We start from the raw sequence: 14,928 nt of genomic DNA, 5'->3' as shown, positions 1-14,928 counted from the left end.
ATGCCTCCAATTTATTTTATTAAATTTTCAAGTTTTTTTATTGCAGTCTTGCTCTTTTCTCTCTTCTTGTCTATTTCTTCCCCATTCTTTCCTTCTAGGTTATTAACTATAGCACGATATGTCTTTATCTTTTTTTCAATAAATTCATTGAAAAGAGAGTTCTTATTTTCTAAAAGTTTTATTCCAGTTTCAAAATATATCTCATCTTCTATTATAGTATTTTTACCTGTATATTTGGCAACTATTATTTCATATATCCTAAAATCTTCTCTCACCAAAACTTCTTCTAAAATTTCATAACCATTATTTAAAAGATAGCGTCTTAGTTCTTCCTGTGCTTGCATAGGCTGTAGTATCAATTTTTCTACATTATGTGCCACTTCTTTTTTAGCCTCAAGAAGTTCACTTATCAAAATTCCTCCCATACCAGCAATTATTACTTCTTCTATTTCCCCTACGTCAAGAACCTCTATACCAGAACCCAATCGTAAATCAACCTTATCTAAAAGATTGTTCTGTATGACTTCTTTACGTGCATTGTCAAGAGGTCCTTTATTAACATCTGCCAATACTGCAAATGGTATTCTTCCCTCTTTTAACAAATATACTGGTATATATCCGTGGTCAGTTCCTATGTCAGCTATTTTTTTACCATCTGACACCAATGATGCTATTTTTAATAATCTATCTGTTAATTTCAAATATATATCTCCTTTCAAATTCCTTCGTTTATAGGCTTTATATTAAGTTATAAATATTAAATTAAGGTTACTATAAAAAATAAAATTAAATCTTTACTACAAAATAGCCATGAGATATCACTTATCCCATGGCGTTTATAACAAAAACATTAATGATGTATCTTTTTAATCTAAATAATCTCTAAGTTTTTTTGATCTACTTGGATGTCTTAATTTTCTTAGTGCTTTTGCTTCTATTTGTCTTATTCTTTCTCTAGTTACATCAAACTCTTTTCCAACTTCTTCAAGAGTTCTAGCTCTACCATCTTCAAGCCCAAATCTAAGTTTTAATACTTTTTGCTCTCTATCATTTAATGAACCAAGTACATCTTCTATTTGTTCTTTTAGTAAAGAATATGCTGCTGCTTCTGCTGGGGCTGGAGCGTCATCATCTGGAATAAAGTCACCTAAATGGCTATCCTCTTCTTCTCCTATTGGCGTTTCTAAAGACACAGGGTCTTGAGCTATTTTCATTATTTCTCTTACTTTATCTTCTGTCATTTCCATTTCTTTTGCAATTTCTTCTGGTTTTGGGTCTCTTCCAAGTTCTTGAAGTAGTTGTCTTGATACTCTTATTAGTTTATTTATAGTCTCTACCATATGAACTGGTATTCTTATAGTTCTAGCTTGGTCTGCAATGGCACGTGTTATGGCTTGTCTTATCCACCATGTTGCATAAGTACTAAACTTATATCCTTTTGTATAGTCAAATTTTTCGACTGCTTTTATAAGACCTAAATTTCCCTCTTGTATTAAATCTAAGAAAAGCATACCTCTTCCTACATATCTTTTTGCTATACTTACAACTAATCTTAAGTTTGCCTCAACTAATCTTTGTTTTGCTATCTCGTCACCTTCGTGCATTCTCCTAGCAAATTCTACTTCTTCATGTGGTTTAAGTAGAGGAATTTTTCCTATTTCCTTTAAGTACATTCTAACAGGGTCATCTATACTTATTCCCTTTGGTAAAGATAAATCCACAGTTTCTATTTCTATTGCAGAAGAGTCTTCATGTGAAATCGCTTCTGTATCTTCATCCAGGTTGCTAATACTTAAATCATCATCAGTAGCCGAAAAATCTATATCAGCTTTATAATTTTTTGTTTCTGTTATTTCTATTCCCAGGTTGCCTAAAGTCTCATAAAGATTTTCTACTTGGTCTTTATCAAGTTCAGTTTCAGAAAAAGCTTCCATTATCTCTGCAAGTGTTAATGAACCTTGCTTTTTTCCTTTTTCTATTAATGTCTTAGCAGTAACTTTTTTTAACTCTTTTTTATTCGATTTATTTTCCACACTCAAACCTCCTTTCTCTACAAGCTCTTTAAAATTTTATTTATATCAACTATTTTTAAAGCAATTTCCATAACTCTACCATCTACCTCTTTCATATCATTATTATTTTCTAATTCTTGTTGCTCTCTCAACAAGCTGTTAATTTGTTCTTCTAATGAATTTTTTCTGATATTTGTTATTATTCCTTCTATTTCTTTTGTGTTCTCTAAGTTTATACTATTCAAAGAAATTGAATTTAATTCTTTTAAGTATTCTTCGGATATGTTTAAACTTTTCAATTTGTCAATAGTTATTTTGTCCAATTCTTGATTTTTAATCATGTAATTTAAAATTTCTTTACTTTCTTTCAATAAAAAATCACTTTCTTCTACTTTTAGTAATGCTATTTCTCTAATTTTTTTATCTTCTAACATTATTTTTATTAGAGTCTCTTCAACTAATTGTTTTCCATCTTGTCTGACTTCGACTTTTTCAATTACTTTTTCTTCTGTTTTCTTTTGATTTTTGTTGTTATATGGCTTATTATAATTTTTACCATATACTTCTCTCTTTATAGACTCGACATTAATATCTATTTGATTACTTAAATACTTTGTATAAAAATCAATTTCAACAGGACTTGTCAATTGTTTTATAATCTTAGAAGCTTCTTTTGCGAACTTCACTCGTTCTTCATCTTTTTGAATATTAAATTCTTTTTTAAGATGATCTATTTTATATTTTATGTAGTGAGTAGAAACATCCATAGCTTTTTTATAATCATTAAGTCCATATTTTCTTACAAATTCATCTGGGTCTTTAGCATCTTTTAAATCCAATACTTTTACATTAATACCTAATTTAGTAAGTATATCCATAGCTCTTAAAGTTGCTTTTATTCCTGGTTCATCAGAATCATAAGATATAATAGCAGTGTCCACATATCTTTTTATTAAAATACCTTGTTGTTCAGTCAAGGCTGTTCCAAGGGTTGCTACTACATTTCTTATACCATACTGATAAAGCGAAATTAAATCCATATATCCTTCAACTAAAACTATAGTTTTACTCTCTAAATTTTTTCTAGCAAAATTTAATCCATATAAGTTCTGTTTTTTATTAAAAATTATTGTATCTGGAGAATTTAAGTATTTTGGCAAAGAATCATCTAATACTCTTCCCCCAAACCCTATTATATTTCCTCTATAGTCAAATATAGGAAACATAACTCTATTTCTAAATTTATCATAGCAATTAGTTCCATCTCTATTTTTTGCAATTAGACCGCACTCTAATAAATCTTGCTTTTTATATCCTTTACTAATTAGAGTATTCATAAGTGAATTCCATGAATCCAAAGAAAATCCTAAACCAAATTTCTTAATAATTTTATCATCTAGTCCTCTTATTCTTAAATATTCATACCCAAGATTTTTACTTCCCAATAAATTTGAAAGATAAAATCTAGCTGCCTCTGTGTGAATATCTTGAAATTTTTTGGATTTTTCTATTTTAATCCTAGTCTCTTCATTCATGTTAGTGTTAATTTCTATACCGCATTTATTTGCTAAAATTTTTACAGCATCCATAAAATCTAAATTTTCCATTTTCATGACGAAATTTATTACATCTCCACCTTCTCCACATCCAAAACATTTATAAATTTGCTTTGATGTGTTTATATAAAAAGATGGTGTCTTTTCACCATGAAATGGACATAATCCTTTATAATTGGCTCCAGATTGTTTTATATTCATATATTCAGATATTATACTTGCTATATCGCATCTAGCCTTTATTTCTTCAATAATGTCTTTTATATCATTCATATTATCACCTTCTGGTGTAATTTTTGTGTTAACATTTCTATTCTACACTATATTCTAAATTTGTCAATCACTCAATATACAGAATTCGACTTTTTTTATTGATATCCTTCTTATTAATCAAAAAATTTTTATTTTTTATATTAATTATATCAATATTAAGTCTTTATTTACATCAAATAGTCTAACTATTAAATTATATATAACCTATAAATCCATATCAATAACCATTACGAATAAAAAAGAGGCTTTTGCCTCTTTTTAATAATTCTTAATTGATTCCATTAAATCTTCAAACTCATTAAAGCAAAGAGATTGAGCACCATCTGATAGAGCATTTTCTGGGTTAGGGTGCACTTCTACCATTATTCCATCAGCTCCACATGCAAGTGATGCCATTGACATAGGTTTTATCAAGTATCTAATTCCAGTAGCATGACTTGGGTCTACAACAACAGGAAGACCTGTCTCTTTTTGAATAATCGGTACAGCAGCTAAATCTAATGTATTTCTAGTATAATCATTATATGTTCTTATACCTCTCTCACACATTATAATATTACTATTTCCTTCTATTGCTATATATTCCGCAGCACCTATCCATTCAGTAATTGTCGATGCTATTCCTCTTTTTAACATAACAGGTTTGCTTTGTTTTCCTACTTCACTTAAAAGTGTGAAGTTTTGCATATTTCTTGAGCCAATTTGAATTATATCACTTATACTATATAGTTCATCTATGTCTCTTACATCCATAAGCTCTGTAATAACAGCTATACCAACCTCTTCTTTAACTGCTTTCAATATCTCAAGACCTTCTTTTTTTAATCCTTGAAATGAGTTTGGTGATGTTCTTGGCTTATATGCTCCACCCCTTAAAATATTCGCACCATGACTTTTTACAAATTTAGCAGTCATTAAAAGTTGTTCATAACTCTCTATTGCACATGGTCCAGCTATTATAAGTTTGTCTTTTTTTACAACTATATCTCTATTATTTGTATTTATCTTTATCTTTGAATTACCATTAAATAGGTTTTCTTTCATAACCTACAAGCTCCTTTACTTCTTCTCTTTCTTCAGCAGATAGGAGGTTTAAATGTTCCTTTATTGATTTTTCATTTATTAGAAGTTCTTCATTTAAATCCATAAGTGGTATCAAAACGAAAGCTCTGTCTTGAATCCTTGGATGAGGTATTAGTAGTTTTTCATCTGTAGAAACTACATCATTAAAAAATAGTATATCTACATCTATAGTTCTTGGTCCCCAATGTACTATTCTCTCTCTGTGTAGTTCTTTCTCTATCTTTTGACAATATTCTAACAACTCATATGGTTCAAACTCTGTTTCTATTTCTACACACATATTTAGAAAATCTGCTTGTTTTGTATATCCCCATGGTTTTGTTTCATACAAGCTTGATTCTTTTACACTATATATAAAATCACTATTTCTTAAAAGCTCACAAGCCTCTGATAAATTATTAAATCTATCACCCACATTAGTACCTATTCCCAAATAAGCCTTATTCATCTCTTGTTCTCCTTATCTCAACACCAAAATAGTCATAAATACCATTCACAGGAGCTTCAGGTTTTCTAACCCTAACCATAACTCCACTTACAAGCATAAATTTATTTAATACCTCTTCAGCAATATTTTCTGCTAAAGCTTCCAAAAGATTAAATTGTTTATTTTCAGTGATATCCTTAACAACGCTATAAACTTCAGCATAGTTTACAGACTTATTTATATCATCACTAAGTCCAGCCTCTCTTGAATCAACATAAAGTTCCATGTCGACAAAAAATTTCTGACCTAGAAAATTTTCTTCTTTAAGCACACCATGATATCCATAGAATCCCAGATTACTAAGTAATATTTTATCCATTATATTATACCTACTTTCTATATATTGCATCAGTCATTCTAGCTGCCATTAAGTTTTCATAAACATCATGTACTCTAACTATATCTACACCATCTCTTATGCCAAGTACAGTAGTAGCTATTGTACCTTCTAATCTTTTTTTTGGTTCAACTGGAAGTACTTTTCCTATTACCGATTTTCTAGATGTACCAAGTAAAATAGGATATCTTAAGTCTTTTAATTCACCTAATCTTCTTAATACTTCAATATTCTGCTCAAAATCCTTACCAAATCCTATTCCTGGGTCAAGTACTATTTTTTCTTTTTTTACTCCGCAACTAATTGCCATCTCTATACTTTCTTCAAAAAAATCTTTTATTGACTCCATTATATCTTTATCATAGTTTGTCCCATCTTGATTGTGCATTATACATACTTCTGCATCATATTTACCTATTACAGAAGCCATATTTTTATCTTTCCTAAGACCCCAAACATCATTTACCATAGTAACACCTAATTTTAGTGCTTCTTCTGCAACATCTGCCTTATAAGTATCTATTGATATTGGTATGTCTAATTCTTGTTTAAGTTTTTTTATTACAGGGATTACTCTTCTTAGTTCTTCATCTGAGTCTACATAACTATGACCTGGACGTGTAGATTCTCCTCCTAAGTCTATTATATCAGCACCTTGGTCAACCATATCTTTTGCGTGTTTTATTGCTATATCTAAGTTATTAAAATCTCCTCCATCCGAGAAACTATCTGGAGTTACATTTAATATTCCCATTATATAAGTTCTTTTACCATAATCAAACACAATTACTGACACTCCCTTAAATTAAATTTTATATCTCGATAAATGATTATCTCTACAGTAATTACTACTTCATAGTAATCAGACTCATAGCCTCAGCTCTAGATGCAATGTCCTTTTCAAATATACCTCTTACTGCTGATGTAACAGTTTTTGAACCTGGCTTTTTCACACCTCTCATTGTCATACACATATGCTCTGCTTCCACTACAACTAAAACACCATAAGGTTGTAACTCTTCCATTATTATATCTGCAGCATTTTTAGTAATTCTTTCTTGTAATTGTGGTCTTTTTGCTAATGTATCTATTACTCTAGCAAGTTTAGAAAGACCTGTAAGTCTTCCTCCTTTTGGTAAATAAGCAATATGAGCTTTTCCAAAAAAAGGAACTAAGTGATGTTCACAACAAGAATAAAATGGAATATCTTTTACCAATACTAATTCTTCATGTTTCTCATCTGCAAAAAGAACTTTTAAATGGTCTCTTGGTTCTTCAGTAAGACCAGAAAATATCTCTTCATACATTCTAGCAACTCTATTTGGAGTCTCGATTAGCCCTTCTCTATCTGGGTCTTCCCCAATTGCCTCTAATATTTCTCTTACTGCATGTTGTATCTTTTCTTTATCAACTTTATTCATTTAAACTCCCCCCATTGATTTGTGACTAGAAGATTAGTTTTATAATCTCTTTTGTCTCAATTTCTTTAAAAATATAATTATAAACATCTAAAAGTTTTTGATAATCATAATTTTCACTTACCTTTGATACTAGTTCAAAAAGCTCATTATTTTCTTTTTCCAAAACTTTTAGCAATTTTTTATCTTTTGGCACCCAATTATCATTTATATTAAAGTACCCAATTATTATATCTTTTAAATATAAATTCGTCAAAAAATGATATTCAAAAACATCAAATTTTTCTTTACTTTTTAAATTTGATATTTTTCCTCCAATATCTTGTTTTAAAAAAGACTTTTCTTCCAGCGACATTTTATTAGGCCCTTTTAGGTAAATATCTCTACTTATATCTTTTATACTCTTTGATGTATGCTCCTTATCAAATAGCACTTTAGCATCCTTCATCTCTTTAATAAAGAAATACTCTCTATCTAATAATAATTTTTTTACACCCTCTCTTGAAAAGTAGTTTATGTCAAATTCTATTCCCTGTTTTTCAAACAGCACTCGCTCTTGCTTTTCCCCTTTTTTTACAAAAACGAATATATCAATATCATTTATTTCTACATTATGAAGAGTAAAATCTAAATCTTTAGTAGAACCAACCAAAAATACTGCTAAAGTATTTGGATTTTCTATTATCTTTGTTATCTCTTCACTATATACCTTATAAACACAACTTATCATTTCTTATCTCCAACAAATTGTTAATATTTTAATTTATTTTAAAAATCCTACTATTTTATCAAAAATACTATTTTCTTCATCAAATTTTATTTTGTCAATTTCTGTAACTTTCATAGCTCCCATAAGACTATTTGTGACAAAAACAAAATCAAAACTACTAATTTCTGATGTATTAATTTCATTTTCTACCAACTCTATATGTAATTCGTCACAAATATTTATAATCCTCTTTTTTATTATTCCATTTAATATTGGTAATTTACCACTAGGAGTGTATACTCTTTCTCCTTTTATAAAAAATATATTACTCATAGAACATTCTAAGATTACACCAGCTGAATTTACAAATATACCATCATTATAACCATCCTTATTTGCACAATTTTTGGTATATATATTTTCAAAATAATTTGTGGTTTTATGTCTATGAATAAAACTATCACCTCTAACTATTGGTGAGATAGTCAATCTAAAGCCCTTTTCATATGTATCTTGATTATATGGAATATCTCTAATAGATATATTATAACCTTCATCAAAAACAGTAATTCTAAGTGCTTTATCAACAATAGTTTCTTTTTTTATATATGTATTAATTTGATTTATCAAGAAGTCTTTTTCATAGTTTATATCTAATTCCAAACATCTTATCGAATTAAGCATTCTTTCTATATGAATATTTAAATCTATTGCTACGCCATTCTCAACTTTAATAGTTTCAAATAATCCAATTCCGAACTTACTTAAACTACTATCAAAACCTATATTATTCTTCATAATATCCCCTCAAAGCCTTCATTATAGATTTTGCTTTATCCATTGTTTCTTGATACTCTTCATCTGGATTAGAATCCCAAGTCATTCCTCCTCCAACTTGGAAATAAACTTTTTTATCATCTTTGATTATTGTTCTAATTGCTATGTTAAAATCCATATCACCATTAAAACCTATATAACCTATTGAACCAGTATATACACTTCTTTGTGTTGGCTCCAATTCATCTATAATTTCCATTGCTCTAATCTTAGGTGCTCCTGTTATAGAACCACCTGGAAAAGTAGCTTTTATTATATCAGTAGCATCCTTATTGTCTTTTAACTCACCTACAACTGTTGAAACTAAGTGATTCACATTTGCATATGGTTCAATTACAAATAGTTCTGGAACCTTTACACTTCCAGTCTTAGATATTCTACCAATATCATTTCTTTCTAAGTCCACTATCATAAGTAACTCGGCTCTATCTTTTTCACTATTTTTAAGCTCTTGTTGAAGCTTTAAATCTTCTTCCTCATCTTTGCCTCTTGGACGAGTACCTTTTATTGGTCTAGTTTCTATTTTTTTATCAATACATCTTATAAATCTTTCTGGAGAGTTTGATAATATATGTACATCTTCAAAGTTTAAAAATGCTCCAAATGGTGCTGGGCTAAATCTTCTTAAATCCCTATATAGTTCAAAGCTTGTAAGTTCTGTTTCTCCACTAAATCTTTGTGTTAAATTCGCTTGGTATATATCTCCTTGCCTTATGTACTCTCTAACATTTTGAACTGCATTTTTAAATTCTTCCTTTGTAAAATTAGATTTAAGCCTTATAGATTTTACTTCTTTTTCTTGATAGCATATATTATCTATGCCTTTTTCTTCTTCTTTTAATATTTTTTGTTCTATGTCATCAATTATATTTTCTTCTAACTTCATATCTATATTTGGAGTAGCTATGTAAGTTTTTTCCATAAGATGGTCTACAACTATTACATGATTATAAAAGCCAAAATACATATCAGGCATCCCAATATCATCTATAGCACTTCTAGGCAATTCTTCCATATAATTACCTAAGTCATAAGACAAATATCCTACTGCTCCTCCTATAAATGGAAGGTCAGTATCATTTACAACTCTATATCTATTTAGTTCTTCTTTTAAAAATTCTAATGGATTTTCATCAGTATCTTTATACTTTAATATCTTAAATGGCTGGCTACTTATAAAAGAATATCTTCCCAATTTTTTTTTATCCATAGCACTATCCAATATAAAACTGTTATGTTCATTTCTAAAAATAGTAAATATCTCAAAAGAATTAAGTTTAGTGTTTATTTCTCTTATCATATTACATATGTATCCTTTCTCTAGCTTCTGTTATAAAGTTTTTCAGCATCTCATGACCATACTCTGATAAAATAGCTTCTGGATGAAATTGCACTCCTTCTATTAGGTATTTCTTATGTCTAATTCCCATTATTTCCCCTTTATCAGTTGTTGCTGTAACCTCTAGTTCTTCAGGAACTTTATTAGAATCAATTATTAGTGAATGATATCTAGTTACATTTAAAGGATTCTTAAGTCCACTAAAAACCCCTTTATTAATATGGTTTATACTATGCACCTTTCCATGAACAGGTTGTTGTGCCTTTATAATATCTCCTCCAAAAACATGGCCAATAGTTTGGTGCCCCAAACAAATTCCTAGTATAGGCTTTTTCCCTTTAAAATAGTCAACAATATCTATGCAAACACCAGCTTCTTTTGGAGAACATGGCCCTGGAGATAACACAATTACCTCTGGATTAAGTTCTTCAATATCACTTATTTTAATTTCATTATTTCTCTTTACTACGACTATTTCCCCTAATTCTTCTATGTACTGCACTAGGTTATACACAAAAGAATCATAATTGTCTATCATTAAAATCATACTATAAATCTCCCCCCTAAAAATTATTTTATTAATTCAGAAACTGTTACGAATTTAAAACCTTTTTCCATCATTTTGGGGATAAACATATCTAAAGCTTCAACTGTATCATTAGTTGCATAATCATGTAAAAGTATTATATCTCCATTTTGTACTTTATTAATTATTTTATCTGCAATACTATTAGCTCCAGGATTTTTCCAGTCCTTCACATCTACACCTGTCCATAGAACAACTTTATAATCATGCTTTTTTGCAATTTCTAGTAAGTCTTTTTCTCTATAACTTCCAAATGGTGGTCTAAATAGTGTAGGTTTCTTTCCAGTCACTTCCTTTAAAATATCTTCACACTTAACAATCTCCTCTTCTATCTGATTAGAACTTAAATTACTTATATCCGGATGATTAAAAGTGTGATTTCCTATTTCATGACCTTCCTTACTTGCTCTCACCAATGGTTCTTTATACCATTGTGCATGCTTCCCAGCTATAAAAAAAGTAGCTTTTACATTGTATTTCTTTAATACATCTAAAACTTGGCTAGTTTCTTTTGGATGTGGTCCATCATCAAATGTAATTGCTATTAACTTTTTTTCCCTTGAACCATGCTTAATTAAAACATTTCCACTAGTATCTGTCATCAAAGCAGAAACTTTACTAAAATTAGATATTAGTATTATTCCGCAAAACAAGACTATTACTACTAAACACTTATATACTGTCCTTTTTCTCCATGGTGTCATCTCTAAACTTCCTTTCAAATATTTTAGTTATTTATAAAAATTTTGAGTGTAATATGTTTTATAGCTTCCTCCAAATATTACTCCAACTCCAATATTATTATAATTCCCCAAAATATTTTTTCTATGACCTTCAGAATTCATCCAAGCTTCATGTGCATATATTGCATTAATTTGTCCTGCTGCTATGTTTTCCCCAGCCGAAGTATATACTATTCCTTCTCTTTTCATTCTATCAAATGGAGTTTCATTATTCTTATTTATATGGTCAAAAAAATTATTAGCTCTCATATCTTCACTATGCTTTCTTGAGCTCAAAGTAGCTTGTTCGCTGTACATTAATGAATTTAAACTTCTTTGATTTCTAACACTATTTACAAGGTCTATAACTTCAAGTTCAAAACATTTTTTGAGCGATTCTCTATCATCTGGATATAATTCTTTAAACTCATCTTCAGTACTTCTATCAATTATTAAATATGAACAAACTCTATTTTTTTCATGAATATCGTAGAAAATTGTAATATACTTGCCTTCTTTACTTATTATATCATATTGATTTTCTGAGTTTATTATATATCTAGTATTTCCTTTTCTCTTATATTTTAATGGTGTAATCTTAGTTCTTACTGTTTGCCTATCTTGATTTATTTTTATATCTTGGTTTTCACATGAATTCATAGAATTACTATAAAGTGCTACTACTTCGTTATTTTCAACACCAACCATTGCAAATTCTTTTCCATATTGATTATATACATACCAATCAAAGCCATATTCACTAGTATCAATTCTACCAGGTTTACCAATACTTGATAAAACTTGATTTAAATTGTCTCCTAAACTTATTTTTTCAAATTTTTTTATATCTGATTCTCCTAAATTTTCATTTTCAGTATTATTGGATTGTAAATTTTGATTTTTTTCTTTTTTATCTTTCTTGAAATCTCCACTTACATTTATCTTGTCTAAAAATTCATTCCATATTTCACTTTGAGAAATTTTTTCTCTTAAGTCATATACTTCCTCTAATAATTCAGGACTATAAAATAAAACAATAAGTATTACTAACACTAAAGCAATTAATTTTTTCAATATATCCCTCCTTCATAAAATCGAATTAAAATTTTTTAAGGTTATGTTTATTTCATTAATATTGATGATATATACTAATCAATAGTATTCATGCATATTCAAATTTAGTAAGTATTATAAAAAAGCTTTACCTACTAATAGATAAAGCTACAGTCTTAAAGAAAATATTTCATCTAATGTTCTATCAAAAATGGATGGTTTATCAAATTTCCAAGTACCTTCATAAACCAATTCATTGTTTAGATAAAAAGTACCTTGCCCATGTTTTTTTCCATGCATAAATTCACCTACATATTTCTTACCTTTTTCCCATATATAAGTCCCTTTACCATGAATCAAATTGTTCTTCCATTCTCCTTCATAGAGTATTTCACCTTTACTATCATAACAAATACCATACCCTTCCATCTTTCCACCTATAAATTCACCTGCATATATACATCCATCATTCCACTTGTAAATACCTTTTCCATCCTTCTTACCATTTTTCCAAGTTCCAATATACTCATCTTTACTATTATAGAGCATATTTCCAATACCATTCATTGTATCTTCTTCAAAATTACCTATATATTCATTTCCATTTGAAAATATAAAGCTTCCTTTTCCATTTTTTTTATCTTGTTTGAACTCTCCTATGTACTCCATTTCAGTTCCTTCATCTACAAAAAAAGTATAGGAGCCTTGACCTTCCATCTTTCCTTCCAGAAATTTACCCACATATATATCTCCATTTGAGAACTTATATATTTTATTTTTTGGTTTTTTTGTATCTACTTCATCTATATCACGAATTGTTTTTCCTTCTAATTCCAATACTTCATCTTCTGGCGCAAAATCCCCCTTTTTTAAAACACGTTTCTTCATGTTCTTTATACTTTTAATCTCTTTATTTACTTCATTTATATATTTCAAATAATTATCATACAAATTAACATATTCTTTAGATAAATTCATAATGCCATTCCTCCAACGTTATTACTAGATATTTTACTAAATCCATTAAATTTATTATATCCTAATAGTGGTCATGTTTTCTACATATTAAGTAATTTTTTCAATTTTAATTTTAAAATAGCATCTTTTAAAGTGATACACAAATCATTAATAAAACCTTTATCTTCCACCTATTAAATTTAAATAGGCTCAGAGCTATAATATATAAATTCATATTATAAACTCTCAGCCTATAAAATTTCCTATAAATCTTTTGCTTTAAATCCTCTTCCTTTTACTTCTGTAACATCATTTACAGATATAAAAGCTTTTTTATCATATTTCAAAGCTATATCTTTTATCTTTGGTATCTCATTTGATGAAACTATTGTATATATAATTTTCTTTTTTTGATGAGTATATGCACCTTCTGCATCTAAAAAAGTTACACCTCTAACTAAACTCTTCATTATGTCTTCTGCTATTAAATCGACTTCATTTGACATTACCATAACAGATTTTTGATAATTCATTGCATCTTTAATGAAGCTCATTGAATACGCATTTAGAAATAACCCTATAAGAGTATATAATGCTAAATCTAATCCAAATAAAAAACTTCCTGTAAGTACTATTAAGCCATTTATCGCTAAAGCAGTATCTTTCATTTCTATATTCTTCTTAATTTTTAGTATTGCAGCTATTATGTCTGTACCACCTTGGGAAGACCTAGTTCTAAATACAACCCCAACACCTAAACCAGATAGTATCCCACCATATACACTTTGAAGTAATATATCATGTATAGGTATAATCTGGCTTATTTCCTGAGTTGCTCCTAATAATAATGAAAATACAATCATATTTACTAAACTTGAAATACAAAACTCTTTTTCAAGGTATATGAACCCTAAAATAAATATTGGAACATTGATTAAAAATGTTAATAGACCCACATTTATATTTGTCAAATAGTTTATAGATGTTGCTATACCTGTAGCACCTCCACTAAGCAGATGTGCTGGTCTTAAGAACCCATTTATACCTATAGATGTCATCAACATCCCAAATAACATTGTTAAATATCTTAAAGCTGGATGTTTTTGTAGGGTATTCTTAACTTCACTCATTTCTTTCTCCCTTCAATCTTTCTAAATCTTTAGAATTTTAAAAACTTATTTTTACATATATTATATTATTCCTGATGTAATAGATAATATTTCAAATAAATTTTTATATAATTTCTTGAACTGTCATCTATTACATCATCTATTATAGTATCTTTTTCATATATGTCTAGTGCAATTTTTTATATTTCAGTCTTTAAAAACGTTCAAACCATCTCATTTATGCTTTAAATGAAAATTCTTCTAGCACAATATGATACTATTTATTATTTAACTTGCAATATAGTAAATTTATAGTATTTTTTTCTAAATATCTATTTTTACAGTAATTTATCTTGTCTTAGCAAATTCAAATTTAATAATTAACTGTTCATAATTAATTGCTAAATGAAATTTTTGTTTTTACAGTTTCAGTATATGATTTTTTTATTT

Annotated in this window: 16 protein-coding genes; all 16 read right to left on the bottom strand. The window is 28.5% G+C overall.

The features are described 5' to 3' along the window. Positions 1-11: 11 nt before the first annotated feature. Positions 12-701 carry a tRNA (adenine(22)-N(1))-methyltransferase gene (locus tag ACTG47_RS07275; RefSeq protein ID WP_479926639.1) on the bottom strand — a complete coding sequence of 230 codons (690 nt, stop codon included), beginning with the start codon at positions 699-701 and terminating at the stop codon, positions 12-14. 165 nt (positions 702-866) lie between these two features. Further along, positions 867-2,033, bottom strand: a complete 1,167-nt coding sequence (rpoD, locus tag ACTG47_RS07270; protein ID WP_021384218.1) for an RNA polymerase sigma factor RpoD — start codon at positions 2,031-2,033, stop codon at positions 867-869. Between the two features lie 17 nt (positions 2,034-2,050). Next, positions 2,051-3,841, bottom strand: a complete 1,791-nt coding sequence (gene dnaG, locus ACTG47_RS07265) for a DNA primase (protein ID WP_479926638.1) — start codon at positions 3,839-3,841, stop codon at positions 2,051-2,053. A gap of 258 nt (positions 3,842-4,099) precedes the next feature. Next, positions 4,100-4,885 (bottom strand): 3-deoxy-7-phosphoheptulonate synthase, encoded by a 786-nt coding sequence (gene aroF / locus ACTG47_RS07260; protein WP_169465378.1) that lies wholly within the window; start codon positions 4,883-4,885, stop codon positions 4,100-4,102. Next, the gene (gene folK, locus ACTG47_RS07255; RefSeq protein ID WP_479926637.1) at positions 4,866-5,372 is read right to left on the bottom strand and encodes a 2-amino-4-hydroxy-6-hydroxymethyldihydropteridine diphosphokinase; all 507 of its coding nucleotides are present in this window, start codon (positions 5,370-5,372) and stop codon (positions 4,866-4,868) included. The genes aroF and folK overlap by 20 nt, the downstream gene beginning before the upstream one ends. Continuing rightward, positions 5,365-5,730, bottom strand: coding sequence for a dihydroneopterin aldolase (folB, locus tag ACTG47_RS07250; RefSeq protein ID WP_479927072.1), 366 nt, complete (start codon positions 5,728-5,730; stop codon positions 5,365-5,367). The genes folK and folB overlap by 8 nt, the downstream gene beginning before the upstream one ends. Before the next feature lie 10 nt (positions 5,731-5,740). Beyond that, positions 5,741-6,532, bottom strand: coding sequence for a dihydropteroate synthase (gene folP / locus ACTG47_RS07245; protein ID WP_169465382.1), 792 nt, complete (start codon positions 6,530-6,532; stop codon positions 5,741-5,743). Between the two features lie 64 nt (positions 6,533-6,596). Then, positions 6,597-7,169 carry a GTP cyclohydrolase I FolE gene (folE, locus tag ACTG47_RS07240; protein WP_054269932.1) on the bottom strand — a complete coding sequence of 191 codons (573 nt, stop codon included), beginning with the start codon at positions 7,167-7,169 and terminating at the stop codon, positions 6,597-6,599. 25 nt (positions 7,170-7,194) lie between these two features. After that, positions 7,195-7,896, bottom strand: a complete 702-nt coding sequence (locus ACTG47_RS07235) for a hypothetical protein (RefSeq protein ID WP_479926636.1) — start codon at positions 7,894-7,896, stop codon at positions 7,195-7,197. A 33-nt stretch (positions 7,897-7,929) separates the two neighbouring features. After that, a complete protein-coding gene (locus tag ACTG47_RS07230) occupies positions 7,930-8,673 on the bottom strand; it encodes an aminotransferase class IV (protein ID WP_479926635.1) in 744 nt (247 codons plus the stop codon). Beyond that, the gene (gene pabB, locus ACTG47_RS07225; RefSeq protein ID WP_479926634.1) at positions 8,663-10,012 is read right to left on the bottom strand and encodes an aminodeoxychorismate synthase component I; all 1,350 of its coding nucleotides are present in this window, start codon (positions 10,010-10,012) and stop codon (positions 8,663-8,665) included. Before pabB ends, ACTG47_RS07230 begins: the two co-directional genes overlap by 11 nt. Position 10,013: 1 nt before the next feature. Further along, entirely contained in the window at positions 10,014-10,598 is a 585-nt protein-coding gene (locus ACTG47_RS07220; protein ID WP_054276407.1) for an anthranilate synthase component II, read from the bottom strand. A gap of 23 nt (positions 10,599-10,621) precedes the next feature. Next, positions 10,622-11,341 (bottom strand): polysaccharide deacetylase family protein, encoded by a 720-nt coding sequence (locus ACTG47_RS07215; protein ID WP_479926633.1) that lies wholly within the window; start codon positions 11,339-11,341, stop codon positions 10,622-10,624. Positions 11,342-11,368: 27 nt separating this feature from the next. Beyond that, positions 11,369-12,433, bottom strand: coding sequence for a CAP domain-containing protein (locus tag ACTG47_RS07210; RefSeq protein ID WP_479926632.1), 1,065 nt, complete (start codon positions 12,431-12,433; stop codon positions 11,369-11,371). Between the two features lie 147 nt (positions 12,434-12,580). Then, a complete protein-coding gene (locus ACTG47_RS07205; protein WP_479926631.1) occupies positions 12,581-13,390 on the bottom strand; it encodes an MORN repeat-containing protein in 810 nt (269 codons plus the stop codon). A gap of 242 nt (positions 13,391-13,632) precedes the next feature. Beyond that, complete coding sequence (locus ACTG47_RS07200) at positions 13,633-14,499, bottom strand: YitT family protein (protein WP_169465396.1); 867 nt, start codon at positions 14,497-14,499, stop codon at positions 13,633-13,635. Positions 14,500-14,928 lie beyond the last annotated feature (429 nt).

Source organism: Clostridioides sp. LIBA-6622 (assembly GCF_056716095.1).
This window is presented reverse-complemented; position numbering and strand designations above follow the sequence as displayed.